Genomic DNA, 20,209 nt, shown 5'->3' on the forward strand with positions numbered 1-20,209 from the left:
TTCCGGCGCGGGGCCGGGGGCATTGTCTGGCCGAGCGCAAAGGCGGTCCCCTGCGCGGCTCACCAAGCGTGCCGAATTTTTGGCCGTACAGCGCGGCCAGAAACTGCGGGGCCGGTTGTTTTTGCTGGAATTGTTGAAGCGCGGTGACGACGATCCGCCGCGCTTCGGCATCACCGTGACCAAGAAGGCTGGCAACGCGGTGGAACGAAATCGCATCCGTCGCCGATTACGGGAAGCGGTGCGCGTGCATGCCGCCGATGACATGGCGCCCGGCACGGATTATGTGATCGTCGGAAGGCGCGATATTTTGGATGCGCCATTCGGAGCGCTGAAGGACGAGCTTTCCCGGCGCATCCGCGGGAACAAACCCGCTCGCACGGGCTAAGGAATCTCATGGAAAACAATCGCAATCTCCTCATAACGATCGCGCTGTCGGTGCTTATCCTGACGCTTTGGCAGGTGTTCTATGTGAACCCGCGTGTCGAAGCCCAGCGCGAAGCGGCTCAAATCGAGGCGCAGCGTTCCGGGGAGACGGGCCAACAGGCAGGAGAAGCTTCTAATCTTCCCTCGGCAGGCGCAACGCAGCCGGGCTCCGTTCCAGGAAGTGCTGCTGCGCCGCAGGCGCCGTTATCGCGCGGGCAGGCCTTGGCCCAGGGGCAGCGCGTCCAGATCGATACGCCGCGTCTGTCTGGCTCGATCAACCTCGCCGGCGCGCGGCTCGATGATCTCCTGCTCAAGGACTATCACACCACCGTCGATAAAAATTCGCCCAATATCGAGCTCCTCAACCCGGCGGCGGTTAGCGAAGGCTATTATGTGGAGGTCGGTTATACCGGAAACGCCTTGACAGGCGCCGTGCCCGGGCCCGACACGGTTTGGCAGGTTCAGGAGGGCTCCACGCTCTCGCCTGGAAATCCGGTCAGCTTGAGCTTCACCAATGAGCGGGGGCTCACCTTCCTGCGCACCTTTGCGGTTGACGAGAACTATCTCTTCACGATCACCGATACGATCCGGAATGCTGCCGGCGAACCGGTCGAGATCCGCAACTACGGACGCACGACCCGCATGGGGCACCCCCAGACGGCCGGCATCTACATTCTCCATGAGGGCTTCATCGGCGTTCTCGGCGAGGAAGGCCTACAGGAGGTAAAGTATTCGGCAGCGCAGGAGGGTGGCCAGATCCTGCCCAACAAGTCGGCTGACGGCTGGCTGGGCATCACCGACAAATACTGGGCCGTCACGATGGTCCCGCGCGCGCAGAAGGATTTCCAGCCGCGCTATGCCTATTTCTCCGACGGACGTGAGCGGTTCCAGGCGGATTACCTGACCGATCCGGTGACGGTCGCCCCGGGCGGCGAGGCCAAGGTGGAGACCCTTGTTTTCGCCGGAGCCAAGGTGGTCGATGTCATCGACGCCTATGAGGCTCAGCACGATATTCGCCAGTTCGAGCTGCTGATCGATTGGGGCTGGTTCTATTTCATCACCAAGCCGATGTTCTACCTGATCGATTGGCTCTTCAAACTTTTCGGCAATTTCGGCGTCGCCATTCTGGCCACGACCGTTCTTGTCAAGCTCATCTTCTTCCCGCTTGCCAACAAGTCCTACAAATCCATGGCAAATATGAAGAAGGTACAGCCGGCGATGCTTGAGATCCGCGAGAAATACGCGGATGACAAGATGAAGCAGCAGCAGGCGATGATGGAGCTTTATAAGAAGGAGAAGATCAATCCGCTTGCGGGTTGCTGGCCGATCCTGATCCAGATCCCGGTCTTCTTCGCGCTCTACAAAGTGCTCTATGTGACGATCGAGATGCGGCACGCGCCCTTCTTCGGCTGGATCCGAGACCTTTCGGCGCCAGACCCGACGACGATCTTCAACCTGTTCGGATTGCTTTCCTTCGATCCCTCGCAGGTTCCGGTCATCGGTCATTTCCTGATGCTGGGCGTATGGCCGATCATCATGGGAATCACGATGTTCCTGCAGATGCGCATGAATCCCACGCCGCCGGATCCAACCCAGGCGATGATCTTCAACTGGATGCCGGTGATCTTCACCTTCATGCTGGCGACATTCCCGGCCGGACTGGTGATCTACTGGGCGTGGAACAACCTGCTCTCCATCATCCAGCAGGGCGTCATCATGAAGCGCCAAGGCGCCAAGATCGAGCTGTGGGACAATCTCGCCAACCTGTTCCGGCGAAAGCCGAAGCCGGCGGAATAGGGGACGCCTGTCGAAAGCAGCGATCTCGAAGCGACTGGAGCAGCGAAATGACGACGGGCGGAGAGATCGCGACCGAGGAACGAGACGGTGCGGGCAAGATTTTTGCCCGTCCCTGGGTCTTCATCCGCGGTGTTCCGGCCATGAAGTTCCTGCCGCCTGAGGGGCCCCCCGAGGTGGCCTTTGCCGGGAGGTCCAATGTCGGCAAATCTTCGCTCATCAATGCTCTTGTTGGCCAGAAAGGCCTTGCCCGCACGTCCAATACGCCTGGCCGGACGCAGGAGCTGAACTACTTCGTTCCCGAAGGCTATAGCGGTGAGGCGGGGGATCTTCCCCCGATGGCCCTTGTCGATATGCCGGGATACGGTTTCGCCAAGGCTCCCAAGGCACAGGTTGATGCCTGGACGAAGCTGGTCTTCGATTACCTGCGCGGTCGGGTCACGCTGAAGCGCGTCTATATCCTGATCGATGCTCGCCACGGGATAAAGAAGATCGACGAGGAGGTGCTGGACCTCCTCGATACAGCCGCCGTTTCCTATCAGATCGTGTTGACCAAGACGGACAAGATCAAGCCTCCGGCGGTGGAAAAGCTGGTTGCCGAGACAGGGCAGAAGATCGTCAAGCGCCCCGCGGCCTTCCCCGAGGTGATTGCCACCTCATCCGAAAAGGGCGGAGGCCTGGAGGAGCTGCGCGAGGCGATCCTGCGCACGATGAGAGGCAGCTAGAGGGAAGCTGTTCCTCGCGATGGATGCGCTTCGTACCTCTTAAGCTAATCGCGTGAACTTCGCCTGCTCCGGTGTTGCGCTCTCACCCGGTTTGGGTCTGTCCGGGCTTGAAGGTGAGCGCGATGCCGTTGAGGCAGTGTCGCTTGCCCGTCGGCGGCGGCCCATCGTCGAAGATATGGCCGAGATGACCGCCGCAGCGGCGGCAATGGCACTCGACGCGCGTCATGAAGAAGGTGTTGTCCTCCTTCGTGCCGATCGCGTTGGGCAGGGATTTCCAGAAGCTCGGCCAGCCCGTGCCGGATTCGTACTTTGCCTCCGAGGAGTAGACGGAAAGATCACAGCCAGCGCAATGGAATATGCCAGCACGTTTTTCTTCGTTGAGCGGGCTGCTGAAGGCGGGCTCGGTGTCTTCCTCCCGCAGCACCGCATATTGATGCGGGCTCAAAGCCCGGCGCCACTCCTCCTCCGTCTTCGTGATCTCGAACTCTTCCGCGGAAGCGTTCGGGCCGGCCCTTCCGCGCAGGATGAGCGAACCACCCGACAGGACGGCAAGCGCGCCTGCGGTGCTCAAGAGAAAGTTGCGACGTTTCATCGTTTTCTCCTCCGTGTTCCAAGGGTAGGGGAAGCATAGGCGTGCGGCAAATCAAGGGAGCGTGAGCGGGCAAGGCCACTTCGCCATTTGCGCGCTTGATCGAATGCGATATGAGACGTGCGGTCCTATCAAGCCCCGGGCAAAGAGCATGACGGAAATCACCGAAACCGCTGAAGCGCAGGCAGCCCTCCTCTCGGCGGCGCTGCCCTTCATGCAGCGTTACGAGAACAAGACCGTGGTCATCAAATATGGTGGCCATGCGATGGGCGATATCGCGCTCGGCCGTGCCTTTGCCCGCGATGTGGCGCTGTTGAAGCAATCAGGCGTGAATCCGATCGTCGTGCATGGTGGGGGTCCGCAGATCGGCGACATGCTGAAGCGGCTCGGCATCGAATCGAAGTTCGAGGGCGGCCTGCGGGTGACCGACCAGAAAACCGTCGAAATCGTCGAGATGGTCCTGGCGGGCTCCATCAACAAGGAGATCGTGGCCCTGATCAATGCCGAAGGCGAATGGGCCATCGGTCTTTGCGGCAAGGACGGCAACATGGTCTTCGCCGAGAAGGCGCGGAAAACCATGATCGATCCCGATTCGAACATAGAGCGCGTGCTCGATCTGGGCTTTGTCGGGGAGCCGGTCGAGGTCGATCGAACGCTGCTCGACCTTCTTGCCCGCTCCGAGATGATTCCGGTCATCGCCCCCGTGGCGCCGGGCCGCGACGGCCACACCTACAACATCAATGCCGATACGTTCGCGGGCGCCATCGCCGGTGCTGTAAAGGCGAGCCGCCTCCTGTTCCTCACGGATGTCCCCGGTGTGCTCGACCGTGACAAGAAGCTGATCGACGAACTGACGATTTCAGAAGCTCGTGCCCTGATCAAGGACGGCACGATCTCGGGCGGGATGATTCCCAAAGTGGAGACCTGCATCGAGGCGATCGAGCGGGGCGTGGAAGGCGTGGTCATCCTCAATGGGAAGACCGCGCATTCGGTGCTGCTGGAGCTTTTCACAGAGCATGGTGCCGGAACGCTGATCGTTCCGTAACCTGAGGTCCGGAACCGGCTGAGAGGATAACCAGCTGATCCGGGATCATGCCGCGGAGCGCGCTTCGATCACCACCGTGTTGCGGCCGCACTGCTTGGCCTCGTAGAGGCGCTTGTCGGCTTCGCTCATGATCTCGGAGAAGCTTGCGCCCTTTCGCGCCGGCGCCACACCGATGCTGACGGTGAGCGGAAGGAGCGCCGCTCCTTCCGGTGCAAAGCGGGCTCCCTCAACGGCCCGCCGAATCTCTTCCGCAAGCAGGCTCGCTTCGATGCGGGCTTCGGAGAGGAGGAACACGCCGAACTCTTCTCCACCGATACGGCCGATCGCGCGCGCTTTTCCTGCAGCCTCGCGGATCGCCTCGGCGATCTTGACCAGTGCCCGGTCTCCGGCGAGATGGCCGAACGTGTCGTTGATCTGTTTGAAGTTGTCGGCATCGATCAGGATGAGCGCGCCGCGATTTTCCAGGGCGCGGGTCTCATCGATGGCGGCAATGAAGGCACTCCGGTTGAGAAGCCCCGTCATGTCGTCCAGCCGGGCGCGTTCCGCCAATTTCTCGTGTAGGATCGCAAGCTCCCGGTGCGCGGCCTTCAGCGCGCCATGGGCCTCTGCGATCCTGCGCTTCTGATTATAGGTGTAGGCGCTTGCAGGAAAGGCGACGACTAGCGGGCAGATGACGCACATCGCGGCGGCAAAAAGGTCCAGATCGTCGCCCACCGCCCTCAGGGCCGCCCAGCAGATGGCCAGTGAAACGGCAATCGAGACGAGCGAGGCGATCGAGGCGTGGTAGATGACCTTCCTCATCGCAGCGACTCATCTGCATTCCGGCAGGCGGATTCTTCGATTTCCAACGATCGAGGGTTTGGAAACCTGCCCAGAAACCTGCCATAAGAGGTCATGACGAACCGCCCCGATCCCACCCGTTTTGCCCATGTCACCGATTGGGTATTCGATCTCGACAATACGCTCTACCCGAGACACACCAATCTGTTCTCGCAGGTCGATCTGAAGATGACGGCCTACGTCTCAGAGCTGCTTCAGATGCCTGCTGAGGAGGCGCGCAAGCTGCAGAAGGAGCTCTATCGAGAATATGGCACTACACTCAGAGGATTGATGGAACGTTATTCGGTCGATCCGGACGATTTCCTCGAGAGAGTGCATGACATCGACTATTCATGGATCGAACCGGATCCGGCCTTGGGCGAGGCAATCCGGCGATTGCCCGGCCGCAAATTCATCTTCACGAATGGCAACCGCGGCCATGCCGAGCGGGCAGCGCGGCAACTCGGGGTGCTCGATCAGTTCGAGGATATTTTCGATATCGTGGCGGCAGGGCTGGTGCCGAAGCCATCCAAGGAGACCTACGATCTTTTCCTATCGCTCTATACGGTGATAGGCCCGAATGCGGTGATGTTCGAGGACCTTGCTCGCAATCTCACGGTCCCCAAGGAACTCGGCATGACGACGGTCCTGATCGTGCCGCGGAACCTCGAGCCCATCTATTCCGAGATATGGGAACGCGATCTCGGGGACGAGGACCACGTGGATTACGTGACGGACGACCTGACAGGCTTCCTGAAGGCAGTCAGGGCCGAATAAAGATCACCGCTTCGACGGGTCGGTCGCTCTTTCGAGCGATTCCTTCGTCTCGTCCTTCTCGCGGGGCTCGGCGAGCGTGCCGAGACCGCGATTGGCCCGCATGTCGCGTGCGATGCGCTCGGCGGGGCTCTCTTCGTGTTTCGTCGGATGGCCGAGATCCTTGGTCTGCTGCTCGTCCATCATGTCGTCGTCGGGAACGCTGCGGGGCATGAGAAAACTCCTCTTTGCGATATCAACGCATGGAGCGTCGCGCCGTTCCCGGTGAAAAGGGCCGGCCGGAGCCGGCCCTCAGTGTTCAGTGTTGGTGCGTCCCACCGCCACGGCCGGTGCTGGCCGGGAGAACGGGGAGGCTTAGTTCAACCTTGCCGGCCTTCTCGAATTCGAGCGTGACAGGCACCTCGGCTCCCTCGGCGAATGGCGTTTTGACATCGAAGAACATGAGATGAAAGCCACCGGGCTCGAGCGAGACGCTTCCGCCGGCCGGGATTTCGAGACCGCCTTCCACGGGCCGCATCTCCATGACGTCCCCCTTCATCTCCATCGTGTGGATCTCCACCTTGCCAGCAGCGGTCGATGTGACACCCACGAGCCTGTCCGGCTCCTGGCCCTCGTTGCGGATCGTCATATAGGCGCCGCCGGTCGGCTGGCCTGGCAGCATGGCGCGTGCCCAGGGCTCCGCGATTCGCACGTCGCCTGCGGCAATTTCTGCGGCGCCGTAATGGTGTTCTTCCGCGGCGGCCGCTGCCGCTACCGTCACGAACGGCGCAGGGTAATCGAGCGCATGTGGATCCTGCCCTTCGGCCGGCTCCTCGACCCAGGCCTCCTGCTTGCCTGAGGGGCAGGTCTGGGTCGTCTTGAAATAAAGGCGCTGACCCTGGTCAACCCCGGCGATCGTGCCGCGCACCGTGAACTCGTCATAGTGCTCGTCAGCAAGGCTGCCGCCCGACCAGGTTATCGCGACGGGGCCGGAGGAGACCTTTTCTCCGTGCACGTCATAAGTGCGGGCGAAATCGCCCTGCTGGATTTCGATGTTCCAGGCGGATTTCGGCACCGGCTTGGCATCGACAAAGCCTTCCGGAAGCTCGACGCGGACGGCGGTTGTCGGCTCGCCGTCGCAGCCATGAGGGATTCCGATGACGGCCCTGTAGGTGCCGGGAGCGGCCTGGGTCTGCTGTAGCGAAACATGAGCCATGGACGGCATGGCCGAAGAAATGACGATGGTTGCCGCGCAAGCGGCGAGGCTGAAACTGCGCATGAAAAAATCCTTTCCAGATTGCAAGGGAGGTATCGGCCGCTCAGGGCCGCTTTCTCATGCGGAAAAGGGTGGTGCGCGGATCGAAGGCGGAGAGGCCTCGCTTCGGAAGCCGGGAAGCTGGCTCTGCCTTGGCCGCAGTTGCTGGCTGATAGCCGGCAGAAAGAAGCCCAGTGTCGGAATTTCCGCCGGAGTGGCGAGGCTCGCCGGGCTGGCGCAGAGGTGCCCGGTAGGACAGAGCGGGCAATCAGGGCCCTGCTTCTGGTAATCCCCTGGGCGGCTGGAGGAATGATCGCTGACGCAGAGAATGCCGAGGCCGGCGAACTCTGCATTTCTTGCCGCCGCAACCGGCTGCAGCATGCTTATCAGGATCGCCAGCGCGCCGACCAGCGCGAACAGCCCGCGGTCGCGCCTCAGCGTATCGAACCAGCTTGATGACGATCCTTGCATGAACGACGCCTAGCCGATTGGGTCAGGTCCCGCCAGCACTTCTTTCTGCGACATGGGCGCGCGATCTAGGACGAGGAACCCTCTTCGAGGTCATAGAACTTCGCAATATAGCTCCAGGCCTCCTCGGCCGTTTCGGCATAATTGATGAGCTCTTCGTCACCCGGAGAGATCGTCCCCTGTTCAGCGAGAAAGGGGAGATTGACGGCCTTCTGCCAGAACTCGCGTCCGAACAGGATGACGGGGACACGCTCCATGCGGCCTGTTTGGATCAAGGTCAACGCCTCGAACAGCTCGTCCATGGTGCCGAAGCCGCCGGGAAAGACGGCAATGGCCTTCGCCCGCATCATGAAATGCATCTTGCGGATCGCAAAATAATGGAAGTTGAAGCAGAGATCCGGCGTCACATAGAGGTTCGGCGCCTGCTCGTGGGGCAGGACGATATTGAGGCCGATGGTGGGCGCGCCGCGCTCTGCCGCGCCGCGATTGCCCGCCTCCATGACGCCCGGGCCGCCGCCCGTCACCACCACATACTCGCGGAACTGCCACTTTGCCGATTGCTCGGAGCACAGATGGGCGAATCGGCGTGCCTCGGCGTAGTAACGGCTGTTCTTTTCGAGATTCTTCTTCTGCGTCTCGTTCTTGGCCGCCCAAGCATCGCCGCCCGGCTCGGGAATACGCGCTCCGCCGAACAGGATCACCGTGGAGCGGATGCCGCGCTCTGCAAGCGCCATTTCCGGCTTGAGGAGTTCGAGCTGCAGGCGCACAGGGCGGAGCTCGCGCCTGGTCATGAACTTTTCATCGTCCCAGGCAAGCCGATAGGTCTCGGAACGCGTCTGTGGTGTGTCCGGCACGCTGCGCGCGCGTTTGAGATCCTCGTCGGAATGTGGAAGCGGTGTCCAGCCTGCCTTGTCGTGCGGATTCATAATCCCCGTTCCTGTCGTCCTGCGCTGCCCCGTCGCGCTTTGCTGCGATTGACCCACCCCGACGCTTCGCATAGGTTCCGCGCCGGTGCCGTTCCGGCACATCCCAATGGTGGTTCTAGCCTATTGGGCAGCTCTTAACACCTCATGTAGCGGAGGGATTTCGCTGATGAAGACTTCCGACATTGCCGCGCTCGAACAAACGGTCGAACAGGCCTTCGACAACCGTGATTCGATCAATACGGAGACGCGCGGCGAAGTCCGCGAGGCCGTGGAAACCGCACTCGACCTCCTCGACAGTGGTGCGATGCGAGTTGCCGAGCGGCAGGAAGACGGCCAGTGGACCGTGAACCAGTGGCTCAAGAAGGCGGTTCTCCTTTCCTTCCGCTTGAACCCTATGCAGATCGTCAAGGGTGGACCGGATGAGGCGGTCTGGTGGGACAAGGTGCCGTCCAAGTTCGATGGCTGGAGCTCCAACGAGTTCGAGAGGGCTGGGTTCCGCGCGGTGCCGAACTGCGTGGTGCGCCGCTCCGCCTATATCGCGCCGGGCGCGGTGTTGATGCCTTCCTTCGTGAATCTCGGTGCCTATGTGGGCCGCAACACCATGGTCGATACCTGGGCGACCGTCGGTTCCTGCGCCCAAATCGGAGAAAATGTGCATCTTTCCGGCGGCGTCGGCATTGGCGGCGTTCTCGAGCCTATGCAGGCGGGGCCGACAATCATCGAGGACAATTGCTTCATCGGCGCGCGCTCGGAAGTCGTGGAAGGCTGCATCGTGCGCGAGGGCGCGGTTCTCGGCATGGGCGTCTTCATCGGCAAGTCCACGAAGATCGTCGACCGCGAAACGGGCGAGATCTTCTATGGCGAAGTGCCGCCCTATTCGGTCGTCGTGGCAGGGACGATGCCCGGCAAGCCGATGGGCAATGGCGAACCTGGCCCTAGCCTCTATTGCGCGGTGATCGTGAAGCGGGTGGACGAAAAGACCCGGTCGAAGACCTCGATCAACGAACTGCTCAGGGACTGAGACCTCGTGAACCGCAACCAGTTCACATGGCTTTTCTTCGGCTTTTCTGGGCGCGTGAGTCGCGCGCCATATTTCCTGGCGGGTCTGCTCATCGCGATTTTCCAAGCGTTTCCGCTTTATCGGCTGACGCTGGCGCCAGAGGAAAGCAGCGCGACGGACATGTGGGCGATGATTTTCTGGGGCGTCTTTCTTCTCTCCATCTGGTCCTATGTGGCCCTAGGCGTGAAGCGGCTTCATGATTTCGGGAAACCGGGAATCCTGGCGATAGCCCTTTTCATCCCGGTGATCTCGATCGTCACATTTGTGATCCTGTGCCTCTATCCCGGTCATTCGGGTGCCAATCAATTTGGCGCACAGACGAATTCGCCGCGGTGAGGTGAGATCCCGGGGCGCTCGCGACAAGGGGCTTTCTCCTCTCGCGATTGCCTCCGGATCGCGGATGACAGGACGGTGCCATTCGAGTATCCATCGCCGTCATGACACTGCCCGTTGATCCAGCCCTGAATCTCGCCGCCCTCATTCGCTGCCCTTCGGTAACGCCTGCCGAAGGCGGGGCTCTTGCAGCACTACAATCGATGCTGGAACCGCTCGGCGCGCGCGTGGAGCGGCCGGTGTTCTCGGAAGAAGGTGAAGCGGATGTGGAGAACCTCTATGCCCGCATGGGAGAAGCCGGCCCGCATTTGATGTTTGCGGGGCATACGGATGTCGTGCCTCCGGGCGACGAAGCGGCCTGGACGCATCCACCCTTTGCCGCAGAGATCGCGAAGGGTGAAATGTTCGGCCGCGGCGCTGTGGACATGAAGGGCGGAATTGCTTGCTTCGTGGCAGCGCTTGCCCGTTTTGCCGAGCGCCATGGAATGCCGAAGGGTTCGGTCTCCTTGTTGATCACCGGAGATGAGGAAGGACCAGCGGTCAACGGTTCGGTGAAGCTTCTCGAATGGGCGGCGGCGCGCGGAGAGCGCTGGGATGCGGCAATCGTGGGCGAGCCCACGAATGTGGCGGCGCTTGGCGATATGGTGAAGATCGGCCGGCGGGGCTCTCTATCGGGTCGGATCACCGTCTTCGGAAAGCAGGGGCATGTAGCTTATCCGCATCTTGCGGATAACCCGGTGCGCGGGCTGCTTTCCTTACTGGAAGCCTTGACCGATCCTCCCCTCGATCAGGGCACCACCGATTTCCCGCCGACAAACCTGGAGATCACCACGATCGATATCGGCAATCCTTCCGTGAATGTCATCCCGGCGCGGGCGACGGCGGCTTTCAATATCCGCTTCAACGACACCTGGACCGTCGAGACGCTGCAAGCGGAGATCCACAACCGGCTAGACCGCGCGGCGGAGGAAAACAGATACCGCCCGGGTCGCACGGAGCCGGCCGCCTTCGAATTGGAATGGCGCGACCGGCCGAGCCCTGTGTTCCTGACCCGCGATGATCGGCTTGTCGCGACGCTCGCCACCTCCATCCAGGCGGTCACAGGTCTTAAGCCGCAGCTTTCGACGACGGGAGGCACGTCGGACGCGCGCTTTATCAAGGATTATTGCCCGGTGGTCGAGTTCGGGCTCGTCGGCCAGACAATGCATATGGTGGACGAGAGAGTTCCACTTGCCGATCTGGAGACGCTTACGCAGATCTATCTGCGTTTTCTCGAGGATTGGTTTGCGTGATGCCCACCGGTGCTGAAATCCAGCAGTATTTCACCGGCGTATGGCAGATGATGATGGGCCGCGCCGACGGTTTGAAGCTGCTCGATCTTTCGGCCGATGGCTTTTGGAACTCGTTTTTTGCCATCGTTGTCGCGCTGCCGCCGCTGATCGTGGGATGGGTCGCCTTCACCAACAGCATACCCGAGGCAGAATTATTCACGACAGGCGCGCGGTTCGGCCTGGTGTGTCGGCTCTTCCTGACCGATATTGGTTCCTGGGTGCTGCCGCTTGCTTTCCTGGCAGCCTTCGCCAAGCCGGTCGGGATCTCAGACCGGTTCGTGCATTATGTCGTGGCAAGCAACTGGGCCTCGGCGCTTTTTGCCTGGGTCATGCTGGTGCCCGGTTTTTTGCGGCTGTTCGTTCCCGATGCAGGAGAGCTGGCAAACGGCATTTCCCTGATCCTTTTTCTCGCCACTTTGGCGCTCTCCTGGCGACTCACGGTCGTCGCCCTTGGCAAAGGCGCAGCAATCGGGACGGCGGTTTTCTTTGGAATGCTCGTCGCCTCCATCACCACTTTGTTCGCTCTCCAGTCACTCCTGCAGCTCGACATCCCCGGCGGGTGAGTTCCGTAAGAACGCGGCAATGTCAGGACAGCATCAGAAATCGGCTCGCCGATCGGAGCAGTAGTCGACCTTGACGAGATAGAGGCCCTGCGGTGGGGCGACTGGGCCGCAGGCGGCGCGGTCGCGCGCTTCCAGGGCAACCTGCACATCATCGGCCGTCCAGCTGCCTTCGCCAACCTTCTTGAGGGTACCCACAAGCGAGCGCACCTGATTGTGAAGGAAGGACCGCGCCGAGGCCCGGATTTCGATCTCCTCGCCGAGTCGCGTGACGTCGAGCCGGTCGAGCGTCTTCACCGGGCTTTTCGCCTGGCATTGGACGGAGCGAAACGTCGTGAAATCGTGCTTTCCCACCAACCTTTGCGCGGCGTCGTGCATGGCCGAAGCGTCGAGCCTCTTCGCCACATGCCATGCCCGACCCCGCTCCAGAGCAAGCGGCGAGCGCCGGTTGGCGATCCGATACAGATAATGCCGCGCCGTGGCGGAGAAGCGGGCGTCGAAATCATCCGCAACTGGGGCGGCTCGGAGAATGGAAACAGCCTCGCTCGCCAGATTGAGATGGGCGTTGAGCGCGTCCCGCACCGTATCCGCCTTCCACACGCGTGAGAGTTCGAAATGGGCAACCTGCTCCAGCGCATGCACACCCGCGTCGGTGCGTCCTGCGCCTCTGATGGTTACCTCTTCGCCCGAAAAGGCGGCAATTGCATTCTCGATCGCTTCCTGGACGCTGTGCTGGCCCGCCTGGCGTTGCCAGCCGGCGTAAGGTCCGCCGTCATACTCGATGTCGATGCGATATCGGGGCATTCTCAACCAAGATCTGCGAAGGCTGGCGCATAGTCGAGCTTGCCAGTCGTGGGTGCTGCATCGTCCCAAGCAAGCGCCTGAAGATAATCGCCTTGATAAGTGCTTTCGAAGCCCGCCGCGCGCTCGGCGCGATAACCGAAGCGGCTATAGTAGGCGGGCTCCCCCAGGACGATCGACAGCTTTTCGCCCGCAGCATGAAGGCGGGTATGCGCATCCTCCACCAGGGCGCTGCCTATGCCCTCACGCTGATGGCCGGGGTGAGCTGCGAGCGGTGCCAAGGCGACTGCCGGAAAGCTCTGGCCATTGCTGCGCACCCAAAGGCGCGAGAAGAGGATATGGCCGCGGATCTCGCCGTCGCGCTCGGCCACCAGCGAGAGCACGATATCGCCCGCAGACCTGAGCTCGTCCACCAGTTTGGCTTCGGTCTCGCCGCCGAAGGCGTTGACGAGGAGCAGACGGATCGCTGTTTCGTCGCCCGCTTCCTCCGGGCGGATGATTACCGCGCTCATGTAAGCCTCATTCCCACGCCCAGCTTTGCCCCGCGCTGGAAGTCCTGGGCGGCCATCGGCTTGCCGCCGGCCCGCTGAAGTTCCCGAAGGCCCACCGCACCTTCGCCGCAAGCGACTGCAAGAGTCTCGGCGTCGGTGATCTCGCCAGGCGTGCCGCTGCCCTCCGAAAGCATGGAGCGCAGGAGCTTCACGCGCTCCGCTTTTCCACCGACATGCATCTCGCACCAGGCTCCGGGAAAGGGCGACAGACCGCGGATATGATTGTGCACATCCTCGGCCGGGCGGGACCAGTCGACCCGCGTCTCCTCCTTGCTGATCTTTTTGGCGTAGATTGCCCCTTCTGCCGGTTGAGGCGTAAGGGCCAGCTCGTCTCTTTCAAGCGCAGCCATGGCGGCCACCATGAGGCGGGCGCCGGTCTCCTTCATGATGTCGTGCAGCTCGCCGGCCGTCATATCTGGCCCGATCGGAACTCTCTCGGTCATGGCGACCGGGCCGGTATCGAGGCCCTCATCCATCTTCATCACCATCATTCCGGTCTCGCGGTCCCCCGCCATCACCGCGCGCTGGATAGGGGCTGCGCCACGCCAACGGGGCAGGAGCGAGGCATGGCCATTATAGGCGCCGAGCCGCGTGCCTTCCAGGATCGGCCTCGGCAACAAGAGGCCATAAGCAACAACCACAGCGGCGTCAGCCCTGAGGGCGCGGAATGCCTCCTGTTCCTCTAGACTTTTCAGGGACTGCGGTGTGTAAACGGTGAATCCCAACGCCTCTGCCGCTTGATGGACAGGCGATTTGGTAAGCTCCAACCCGCGCCGGCCTGCAGGACGCGGCGGCTGGGTATAGACAGCGGCAATCTCGTGCCCCGCCTCTGCGAGCGCATGCAGTGTCGGGACGGAAAAATCCGGCGTTCCCATGAAGATGAGGCGTAGGGGCATTGCGCCTCCCTTCGGCTGGCGACGTGCCTACCCCACCATGCGCGCGGGCGGGCGGTCCTTGGCAAGCTTCTTGAATTTGCGCACCACCATGTCCCGCTTGAGCTTCGATAGGTAGTCGATGAAGAGCACACCGTTCAGATGATCGATTTCGTGCTGCAGGCAGGTGGCGAGGATACCATCGGCCTCCACGACCTGTTCCTTGCCGTCGAGATCGAGATATTTCACCGTCACCTCGGCAGGGCGCTCCACTTCCGCGTAATAATCGGGGATGGAGAGGCAGCCTTCCTCGTGCACGTTCAGGGCCTCCGAACGCGCGACGATCTCCGGGTTGATGAAGACTTGCGGATTCTTCGGGTCATCCTTCTCGGCCACGTCAAGCACCAGCATGCGCAGCGGTTCGCCAACCTGGATGGCGGCAAGCCCGATGCCTGGTGCGTCATACATGGTTTCCAGCATGTCGCCCGCGAATTTGCGCAGGTCGTCATCCACGCGTTCGACGGGTTTGGAAACCTGGCGCAGAACTGGATCGGGAAGAATTACAATCGGGCGAATGGTCATGAGCGTCAGGTAATGGCTTGGCGTCGGAGCGTCAATACGGGACAAGTGGGGAACAGCAATTTTGTTCACGTTTTGATCTTATCGAGCGAGACAGAATCAATTAAGCTGTTCTCATGAATGATATGAGTCCCCTGTTTTCGCTTCCAATCCTTCGGCTTGGAGCAACGGTCATCACCCTAGGCGAGCTGTTGTTCGCGGCGGGTTGCCTCGTGATTCTGCTTATCGTCCTGCTTGCGGCGTCCGTTTGGCGCAGCAGCCGAATCCGATTGGCAAACGAGGCGGAAGCAGCCGCCCGGGCGAGGGAGGCGGAGGCACGCCTGGCGGAACTGGCGAGAACTCAAGCCGAACTCCAAGGCCGCATGGGCACGATCGCGGAAATCTTCGGCAATCGGCAGGCCGAGCTGACCAAAGCGATTTCCGAGCGGCTGGACGGAATGACGTCTCGGCTCGGGCAGTCCATCACGGAGCAGACGAAATCCACGCACGAAAACCTGGCGAGGCTTCAGGAGCGGCTCGCCGTGATCGATACGGCTCAGAACAACATCCAGTCGCTGGCGGGGCAGGTGGTTCAGCTGCAGCAGATCCTTTCCAACAAGCAGACACGCGGCGCTTTCGGGCAATCCCGCATGGAGGCGATCATCGCCGACGGGCTCCCGCCTTCTGCCTACGAATTCCAGGCAACTCTCTCCAATGGCAGCCGGCCGGACTGTCTGGTGAAGATGCCGAACAGCGCGCCCTCGCTCGTAATCGACGCGAAATTCCCGCTGGAAGCGTGGAACGCCATCCGCGCCGCTTCCGAAGGGGAGGGCGGGCCTGAGGCACGGCGCTTTGCCGAGACCGCCTTCCGGCGAGACGTGGAAGTACACGTCAAGGCGATCGCAGAGAAATACCTGATACCGGGCGAGACGCAGGACACGGCCTTCATGTTCGTGCCCTCGGAATCGATCTTCGCGGAAATCCACGAGAATTTCGAGGCGCTGGTGCAGCGCGCGCATCGCGCACGAATCGTGATCGTTTCGCCCTCGCTGCTGATGCTCTCCATCCAGGTGATCCAAGCGGTGCTCAAGGATGCGCGTATGCGTGAACAGGCCCATTTGATCCAGGCGGAGGTGGTCAAGCTGATGCAGGATGTCTCGCGGCTGGATGATCGCGTGCGCAAGCTGCAGGCGCATTTCCTGCAGGCCAACAAGGATATCGACCTGATCCTCACTTCGACCGATAAAGTCACGAAAAGAGGCGCCAAGATCGAAGCACTGGAACTGGGCTCTTTGGAGGGGAACGCCGCGGCGACGAACGCGCCTGAGGGCGATGAGGATGGCGGGAGGAGTGCGGCGATAGGCGGGCAAGGCTCCCTGCGGTTGAGGGTGGTGGAGGAGTAGGACTAGGCCGCTTGTTCGCTGCTTAGGGGGCAACCCTCCCTTGCATTGACACTTAGTTTTCGTGCACTCGGGTTGAGATTGATCGCTATCCACAGAGATAACCGCGCCTGCGACATCGGAAGTCATCGACGTTTGTATTTGGCACGAGTTGACGCTGTCGACATCTTCCGCTTTGCGGGAGATATAGCATTTTCCTAGCCTTGTGAGAGGACGTTCTTCCCGCAGGGACGCTTGGAAAAGCAAAAGACGGGTGATCGTCGGGCTACCGCCCCACCGCGTCAGCCAGTTCCGCGATCAGCTTCGTATCCTCAGCCGGTCTCTGCTTCTTCGCGGTCACCAGGCAGGCCTGCGAGCGCAGGATGACGCCGTCATCCAGTACCTTCAGGTGATTGGCCTTGAGGGTGGAGCCGGTCGAGGTGATGTCGACGATGACATCGGCCGAGCCGGCAGCCGGTGCACCCTCGGTGGCGCCGAGGCTTTCGACGATCCGGTAGACCTGAATGCCGTGCTTCTGCGAGAAGAACTGCTGGGTCAGACGCCAGTATTTGGTGGCGATCCGCAGCCGCCGTCCGTGCCTATGGCGGAAGTCCGCCGCCACATCGTCCAGATCAGCCATGGTCGAAACGTCGAACCAGACTTCGGGGACGGCGACCACGACGTCAGCGTGACCAAAACCAAGCCTCGCAGAAATCCCGACGCGGGATTCCCATTCCGGAATGGTCTCGCGCACCAGGTCCTCGCCGGTGACGCCAAGATCGATGCTGCCGCGATCGAGCTCGCGCGCGATTTCGGAAGCGGAGAGAAAGGTCACCTCCAGTTGCTCGTGACCCTCGACCGCTGCCCGATAGCGCCGGTCGTTCTCCGGCAGGCGGATGGGATAACCCGCTTTTAAAAGCCGCTCGATCGACTGGTCCTTAAGCCGCCCTTTTGAGGGAAGAGCCAGCGTGACGGTCATTGCTTCTCTCCTCTGAGAGCCGCCACACGGTCGAGCCAGATCGAAAAACCGACGCCGGGAATGGGCTTTTCCGCCCCGAGCAGTGTCAGCAGGCGGTCGTAGCGCCCGCCGCCCACCAGGGGCTGGCGCTGGTCTTGCATCCCGATCTCGAAGATGAAGCCGGTGTAATAGTCGAGCGGACGGCCGAAGCCCGCATCATAGCGGATGTAATCAAGCGGCAGATCGTAGGCCTTGATGCGCTCGACGCGCGCGCCGAATTCGCCGAGCGCGTCGTCCAGCACAATGCCGGCCTCTTCTGCAAAACTCGCCAATTGGTCGCCAGCGCGCTCCAGCGGCACGTTGATGGCCAGGAATGTCTTCATCGCATTAAGCGCTGTGTCGGAAAGGCGGACACTGCGCAGCGTTGCCTTTTCGAGGAGACGCTGCGCGATTTCGCCGGGCTCGCGGCCGGCTGTCGGCGAGAGCCCCATGGCCTGCATCGCCTCTTCGATGTGCTGAGTGAGGCGCTGCTCGTCCCCGCGCGTGACGAGGCTTGCGACTTCGCGTGGTAGGTTGGCAGCGCCTGGAGGATTGGTAAACTCCGCAATGGCCGCTTCGAGCAGGCTCGGCGAGCCGAAAGCGCGCGCAAGTCGCTTCTGCCAGCCGCGTGGAAGACCGAGGGCGGAGAGCACGGCTTCGAAGACGGCTTGATCCCCCAGCGTGACCTGAAAAGCCGCGTTTGGCAGAACGCGCGACAGGATGACATGGGCATCCGCCAGCGAACGGGCGTCGGCGTCGGGGTGATCCGCCGTCCCCAAATCCTCAATACCCGCCTGGAAGAACTCCGCGCCGCCCTCGCGGCGCTGGCGGAACACCTCGCCCAGATAAGCGTAACGGCGCGGCGTGGAAGCCCGCTTCTCGATATGGTCGAGGCAGACGGGGATGGTGAATTCCGGACGCAGGCAAAGCGTCTGGCCGGTTTCACTCTCGGTGAGGAAAATCCGCCGGCGCAGGTCCTCACCGGCCATGTCGAGAAAAGGATCGGCAGGCTGAATGATCGAGATATCCGTCAGCGCCGCCTCGCGCTCGGCAAAGAGGTCGAGGATCTCGGTCGCGAAGGAGGGATAGCGGGACGTCATGGCTGAGGCGCCTTGCTGGAGAGCCCTCCATCTGGACCGCCTACCATCTTCCGCGCAATGCAGGAGGCCTGCGGACGACCCGCCCGATTCCCGGCCCTCAGCGGTGTCCGCTCGGGTGCGGTCATTCTGGCGGCGTAATCTCCTCCTTTCAGCGGGAGATGCCCGGCAGTGCGGAGGGGGCTATGCCCCGCATTGGCGAGCAGGAACATGCGGCTTATGCGCTCCGCTCGCTCGCCTGTGCATCCAGCACGCGCCTTACGGCCGCTACCATTTCGCCTTCGGGCACGGAGAACTGCGCCGGACGGGATTCGCGCCAGGTCACATTGTCTTCGATCTCTTCGGAGAGACGTTTGCCCTCCACAAGATCCTTGATCTGCACCTCGCCCTTCTCGCGCTCGTCGCCACCCTGGATGATGACGCACGGACTGCCGCGGCGGTCGGCATATTTCATCTGCGCCTTCATGCCGGCGCCGCCGAGATACATTTCCGCGCGAATGCCGGCTTGGCGCAACCCGGAGACGAGCCGCTGGTAACGCCCGAGGCTTTCCGTGTCCTTGTCCATCACGAGCACCACCACCGGCGCAACCGCCTCGACCGTTTCGAGCTTGCCGAGATTCTTGAGGGCGGTCATGAGACGGGAGACGCCGATGGAGAAGCCCGTCGCAGGCACCGGCTCGCCGCGGAAACGCGAAACGAGCCCGTCGTAACGCCCGCCGCCGCCGACCGAGCCGAAGCGTACCGTCTCGCCATCTTCGTTGACGACCGGGAACGTCAGTTCCGCTTCGAAGACCGGGCCGGTGTAGTATTCCAGGCCACGTACGACAGAGGGGTCGATGCGGATGCGGTCCTCGTCGTAGCCCGCTGCGGATACCAGAGCAGCGATTTCCTGCAATTCGCTGATGCCTTGTTGCCAGATCTCGTTTCGAGCTGCACTATCCGAACCATCTTCTGTGCCGAGGCACATTGCGAGTACGGTGTTCTGTTGCTCCTCGTCGAGTTCGGCACCTTTCGTGAAATCGCCGCTCTCGTCCAGGCGGCCCTTGCCGAGCAACTGCTGCACGCCTTCCGGGCCGAACTTGTCCAGCTTGTCGATCGCGCGCAGCACTGTCAGCCTGCGTCCGGCATTCTCGTCGCCGCCGAGGCCGATCGCCTCCAGCACACCGTCGAGCACTTTCCGGTTGTTCACCCGGATCACGTAATCGCCGCGCTTGATGCCCAGTGCCTCCATCACATCCGCCATCATCATGCACATCTCGGCATCGGCCGAGACATGTGGTGCGCCCACCGTATCGGCGTCGAACTGCATGAACTGGCGGAAGCGGCCGGGGCCGGGCTTCTCGTTGCGGAAGACCCACCCTGCGCGGTAGCTACGATAGGGTTTCGGCAGGCGCTCGAAATTTTCAGCCACGAAGCGGGCGAGCGGCGCGGTTAAATCGTAGCGCAGCGACAGCCACTGCTCGTCGTCATCCTGGAAGGAGAAGACGCCCTCGTTGGGGCGATCCTGATCCGGCAGGAATTTTCCCAGCGCATCCGTGTATTCGATGAGCGGCGTCTCCACGGGCTCGAAGCCATAGAGTTCGTAGACGGAGCGGATTTTCGCCATCATCTCATCGACGGCGCGGATGTCGGCCGGATGGCGGTCGACAAGCCCGCGCGGGAGCCTTGCCTTTACCTTATCCGCCTTGTCAGCCATGCTGAAAATCCGTCTCTTCTTGAATGGAAACCGCGCCCGCATGCGAGCGCGGCTGTCCTAACCGATAAGCATGGGAGCGGCAAGGGCGCTCGGCTGAAAGCGGGTGACATGCGGCGGCACTTCGGCTAATTCCTCACGGCGTTCCAGGCCATGAGCCTGCCCATGCCGAATGTCCCA

23 protein-coding genes are annotated in these 20,209 nt (G+C 61.8%); 10 read left to right on the forward strand and 13 right to left on the reverse strand.

Features of this window, described 5'->3' with window-relative positions; translation table 11 throughout:
* Positions 1 to 22 precede the first annotated feature (22 nt).
* From rnpA to yihA, 3 genes are read left to right on the forward strand one after another with little or no spacing between them, the layout of a single operon-like run.
* Entirely contained in the window at positions 23 to 385 is a 363-nt protein-coding gene (rnpA, locus tag CHEJ32_RS0111475; RefSeq protein WP_028033999.1) for a ribonuclease P protein component, read from the forward strand.
* A gap of 8 nt (positions 386 to 393) precedes the next feature.
* Positions 394 to 2,220, forward strand: coding sequence for a membrane protein insertase YidC (gene yidC / locus CHEJ32_RS0111480; protein ID WP_028034000.1), 1,827 nt, complete (start codon positions 394 to 396; stop codon positions 2,218 to 2,220).
* Between the two features lie 47 nt (positions 2,221 to 2,267).
* Positions 2,268 to 2,942, forward strand: a complete 675-nt coding sequence (yihA, locus tag CHEJ32_RS0111485; RefSeq protein ID WP_034658287.1) for a ribosome biogenesis GTP-binding protein YihA/YsxC — start codon at positions 2,268 to 2,270, stop codon at positions 2,940 to 2,942.
* 82 nt (positions 2,943 to 3,024) lie between these two features.
* Here the strand turns inward: yihA and msrB are convergent, their stop codons facing one another.
* Positions 3,025 to 3,534 (reverse strand): peptide-methionine (R)-S-oxide reductase MsrB, encoded by a 510-nt coding sequence (msrB, locus tag CHEJ32_RS0111490; protein ID WP_028034002.1) that lies wholly within the window; start codon positions 3,532 to 3,534, stop codon positions 3,025 to 3,027.
* Positions 3,535 to 3,682: 148 nt separating this feature from the next.
* Between msrB and argB the strand changes: the two genes are divergently transcribed.
* Entirely contained in the window at positions 3,683 to 4,576 is an 894-nt protein-coding gene (gene argB / locus CHEJ32_RS0111495) for an acetylglutamate kinase (protein WP_028034003.1), read from the forward strand.
* A 45-nt stretch (positions 4,577 to 4,621) separates the two neighbouring features.
* On the opposite strand, the gene CHEJ32_RS0111500 is transcribed toward argB, so the two are convergent.
* Positions 4,622 to 5,377 (reverse strand): GGDEF domain-containing protein, encoded by a 756-nt coding sequence (locus CHEJ32_RS0111500; RefSeq protein ID WP_028034004.1) that lies wholly within the window; start codon positions 5,375 to 5,377, stop codon positions 4,622 to 4,624.
* A 93-nt stretch (positions 5,378 to 5,470) separates the two neighbouring features.
* Here CHEJ32_RS0111500 and CHEJ32_RS0111505 point away from each other — a divergent pair, with 93 nt between their 5' ends.
* A complete protein-coding gene (locus CHEJ32_RS0111505; RefSeq protein WP_028034005.1) occupies positions 5,471 to 6,172 on the forward strand; it encodes a pyrimidine 5'-nucleotidase in 702 nt (233 codons plus the stop codon).
* A gap of 3 nt (positions 6,173 to 6,175) precedes the next feature.
* Here the strand turns inward: CHEJ32_RS0111505 and CHEJ32_RS0111510 are convergent, their stop codons facing one another.
* The 4 genes from CHEJ32_RS0111510 to CHEJ32_RS0111530 all read right to left on the reverse strand — a co-directional run bounded on the left by CHEJ32_RS0111510 (position 6,176) and on the right by CHEJ32_RS0111530 (position 8,797).
* Positions 6,176 to 6,382, reverse strand: a complete 207-nt coding sequence (locus CHEJ32_RS0111510) for a hypothetical protein (RefSeq protein WP_028034006.1) — start codon at positions 6,380 to 6,382, stop codon at positions 6,176 to 6,178.
* 85 nt (positions 6,383 to 6,467) lie between these two features.
* Positions 6,468 to 7,427: a copper chaperone PCu(A)C gene (locus CHEJ32_RS0111515; protein WP_028034007.1), complete on the reverse strand. Its 960-nt coding sequence runs from the start codon at positions 7,425 to 7,427 to the stop codon at positions 6,468 to 6,470.
* 54 nt (positions 7,428 to 7,481) lie between these two features.
* A complete protein-coding gene (locus CHEJ32_RS27125; protein ID WP_156936680.1) occupies positions 7,482 to 7,874 on the reverse strand; it encodes a hypothetical protein in 393 nt (130 codons plus the stop codon).
* A gap of 65 nt (positions 7,875 to 7,939) precedes the next feature.
* The gene (locus tag CHEJ32_RS0111530) at positions 7,940 to 8,797 is read right to left on the reverse strand and encodes an LOG family protein (protein ID WP_028034009.1); all 858 of its coding nucleotides are present in this window, start codon (positions 8,795 to 8,797) and stop codon (positions 7,940 to 7,942) included.
* 166 nt (positions 8,798 to 8,963) lie between these two features.
* Between CHEJ32_RS0111530 and dapD the strand changes: the two genes are divergently transcribed.
* The 4 genes from dapD (at position 8,964) to CHEJ32_RS0111550 (ending at position 12,084) form a co-directional block, all read left to right on the forward strand.
* The gene (gene dapD, locus CHEJ32_RS0111535; protein WP_028034010.1) at positions 8,964 to 9,818 is read left to right on the forward strand and encodes a 2,3,4,5-tetrahydropyridine-2,6-dicarboxylate N-succinyltransferase; all 855 of its coding nucleotides are present in this window, start codon (positions 8,964 to 8,966) and stop codon (positions 9,816 to 9,818) included.
* 6 nt (positions 9,819 to 9,824) lie between these two features.
* Positions 9,825 to 10,193 carry a DUF805 domain-containing protein gene (locus tag CHEJ32_RS0111540; protein ID WP_028034011.1) on the forward strand — a complete coding sequence of 123 codons (369 nt, stop codon included), beginning with the start codon at positions 9,825 to 9,827 and terminating at the stop codon, positions 10,191 to 10,193.
* Positions 10,194 to 10,294: 101 nt separating this feature from the next.
* Entirely contained in the window at positions 10,295 to 11,482 is a 1,188-nt protein-coding gene (gene dapE, locus CHEJ32_RS0111545; RefSeq protein WP_028034012.1) for a succinyl-diaminopimelate desuccinylase, read from the forward strand.
* Entirely contained in the window at positions 11,482 to 12,084 is a 603-nt protein-coding gene (locus CHEJ32_RS0111550; RefSeq protein WP_028034013.1) for a hypothetical protein, read from the forward strand. The genes dapE and CHEJ32_RS0111550 overlap by 1 nt, the downstream gene beginning before the upstream one ends.
* Positions 12,085 to 12,117: 33 nt before the next feature.
* On the opposite strand, the gene truA is transcribed toward CHEJ32_RS0111550, so the two are convergent.
* Genes truA through def form a run of 4 tightly spaced genes read right to left on the reverse strand, consistent with a single transcriptional unit; the run spans position 12,118 to position 14,887 of the window.
* On the reverse strand, positions 12,118 to 12,885 hold the full coding sequence (gene truA / locus CHEJ32_RS0111555; RefSeq protein WP_028034014.1) for a tRNA pseudouridine(38-40) synthase TruA: 768 nt from the start codon (positions 12,883 to 12,885) through the stop codon (positions 12,118 to 12,120).
* Positions 12,886 to 12,887: 2 nt separating this feature from the next.
* Complete coding sequence (locus CHEJ32_RS0111560; RefSeq protein WP_028034015.1) at positions 12,888 to 13,394, reverse strand: GNAT family N-acetyltransferase; 507 nt, start codon at positions 13,392 to 13,394, stop codon at positions 12,888 to 12,890.
* Complete coding sequence (gene fmt, locus CHEJ32_RS0111565; RefSeq protein WP_028034016.1) at positions 13,391 to 14,329, reverse strand: methionyl-tRNA formyltransferase; 939 nt, start codon at positions 14,327 to 14,329, stop codon at positions 13,391 to 13,393. The genes CHEJ32_RS0111560 and fmt overlap by 4 nt, the downstream gene beginning before the upstream one ends.
* A 27-nt stretch (positions 14,330 to 14,356) precedes the next feature.
* On the reverse strand, positions 14,357 to 14,887 hold the full coding sequence (gene def, locus CHEJ32_RS0111570; protein WP_028034017.1) for a peptide deformylase: 531 nt from the start codon (positions 14,885 to 14,887) through the stop codon (positions 14,357 to 14,359).
* A gap of 113 nt (positions 14,888 to 15,000) precedes the next feature.
* On the opposite strand from def, the gene CHEJ32_RS0111575 reads away from it, so the two are divergent.
* Positions 15,001 to 16,266, forward strand: a complete 1,266-nt coding sequence (locus CHEJ32_RS0111575; protein ID WP_028034018.1) for a DNA recombination protein RmuC — start codon at positions 15,001 to 15,003, stop codon at positions 16,264 to 16,266.
* 262 nt (positions 16,267 to 16,528) lie between these two features.
* Here the strand turns inward: CHEJ32_RS0111575 and hisG are convergent, their stop codons facing one another.
* From hisG to hisS, 3 genes are all read right to left on the reverse strand, one after another.
* The gene (hisG, locus tag CHEJ32_RS0111580) at positions 16,529 to 17,221 is read right to left on the reverse strand and encodes an ATP phosphoribosyltransferase (protein ID WP_028034019.1); all 693 of its coding nucleotides are present in this window, start codon (positions 17,219 to 17,221) and stop codon (positions 16,529 to 16,531) included.
* Positions 17,218 to 18,339: an ATP phosphoribosyltransferase regulatory subunit gene (locus tag CHEJ32_RS0111585; RefSeq protein WP_028034020.1), complete on the reverse strand. Its 1,122-nt coding sequence runs from the start codon at positions 18,337 to 18,339 to the stop codon at positions 17,218 to 17,220. Before CHEJ32_RS0111585 ends, hisG begins: the two co-directional genes overlap by 4 nt.
* A gap of 214 nt (positions 18,340 to 18,553) precedes the next feature.
* Positions 18,554 to 20,032, reverse strand: a complete 1,479-nt coding sequence (gene hisS, locus CHEJ32_RS0111590) for a histidine--tRNA ligase (protein ID WP_028034021.1) — start codon at positions 20,030 to 20,032, stop codon at positions 18,554 to 18,556.
* Positions 20,033 to 20,209: the final 177 nt, after the last annotated feature.

Origin of the sequence: Chelativorans sp. J32 (genome assembly GCF_000518985.1) — a bacterium.
Taxonomy (GTDB): domain Bacteria; phylum Pseudomonadota; class Alphaproteobacteria; order Rhizobiales; family Rhizobiaceae; genus Chelativorans.

Coding starts and splice junctions, on each gene's coding strand:
- fmt (WP_028034016.1), bottom strand. CDS start 14,329: ATGCCCCTACGCCTCATCTTCATGGGAACGCCGGATTTTTCCGTCCCG.
- CHEJ32_RS0111510 (WP_028034006.1), bottom strand. CDS start 6,382: ATGCCCCGCAGCGTTCCCGACGACGACATGATGGACGAGCAGCAGACC.
- CHEJ32_RS0111585 (WP_028034020.1), bottom strand. CDS start 18,339: ATGACGTCCCGCTATCCCTCCTTCGCGACCGAGATCCTCGACCTCTTT.
- hisS (WP_028034021.1), bottom strand. CDS start 20,032: ATGGCTGACAAGGCGGATAAGGTAAAGGCAAGGCTCCCGCGCGGGCTT.
- msrB (WP_028034002.1), bottom strand. CDS start 3,534: ATGAAACGTCGCAACTTTCTCTTGAGCACCGCAGGCGCGCTTGCCGTC.
- hisG (WP_028034019.1), bottom strand. CDS start 17,221: ATGACCGTCACGCTGGCTCTTCCCTCAAAAGGGCGGCTTAAGGACCAG.
- CHEJ32_RS0111500 (WP_028034004.1), bottom strand. CDS start 5,377: ATGAGGAAGGTCATCTACCACGCCTCGATCGCCTCGCTCGTCTCGATT.
- CHEJ32_RS0111550 (WP_028034013.1), top strand. CDS start 11,482: ATGCCCACCGGTGCTGAAATCCAGCAGTATTTCACCGGCGTATGGCAG.
- argB (WP_028034003.1), top strand. CDS start 3,683: ATGACGGAAATCACCGAAACCGCTGAAGCGCAGGCAGCCCTCCTCTCG.
- truA (WP_028034014.1), bottom strand. CDS start 12,885: ATGCCCCGATATCGCATCGACATCGAGTATGACGGCGGACCTTACGCC.
- dapD (WP_028034010.1), top strand. CDS start 8,964: ATGAAGACTTCCGACATTGCCGCGCTCGAACAAACGGTCGAACAGGCC.
- def (WP_028034017.1), bottom strand. CDS start 14,887: ATGACCATTCGCCCGATTGTAATTCTTCCCGATCCAGTTCTGCGCCAG.
- CHEJ32_RS27125 (WP_156936680.1), bottom strand. CDS start 7,874: ATGCAAGGATCGTCATCAAGCTGGTTCGATACGCTGAGGCGCGACCGC.
- CHEJ32_RS0111560 (WP_028034015.1), bottom strand. CDS start 13,394: ATGAGCGCGGTAATCATCCGCCCGGAGGAAGCGGGCGACGAAACAGCG.
- CHEJ32_RS0111530 (WP_028034009.1), bottom strand. CDS start 8,797: ATGAATCCGCACGACAAGGCAGGCTGGACACCGCTTCCACATTCCGAC.
- CHEJ32_RS0111505 (WP_028034005.1), top strand. CDS start 5,471: ATGACGAACCGCCCCGATCCCACCCGTTTTGCCCATGTCACCGATTGG.
- yidC (WP_028034000.1), top strand. CDS start 394: ATGGAAAACAATCGCAATCTCCTCATAACGATCGCGCTGTCGGTGCTT.
- CHEJ32_RS0111515 (WP_028034007.1), bottom strand. CDS start 7,427: ATGCGCAGTTTCAGCCTCGCCGCTTGCGCGGCAACCATCGTCATTTCT.
- dapE (WP_028034012.1), top strand. CDS start 10,295: ATGACACTGCCCGTTGATCCAGCCCTGAATCTCGCCGCCCTCATTCGC.
- yihA (WP_034658287.1), top strand. CDS start 2,268: ATGACGACGGGCGGAGAGATCGCGACCGAGGAACGAGACGGTGCGGGC.
- CHEJ32_RS0111575 (WP_028034018.1), top strand. CDS start 15,001: ATGAATGATATGAGTCCCCTGTTTTCGCTTCCAATCCTTCGGCTTGGA.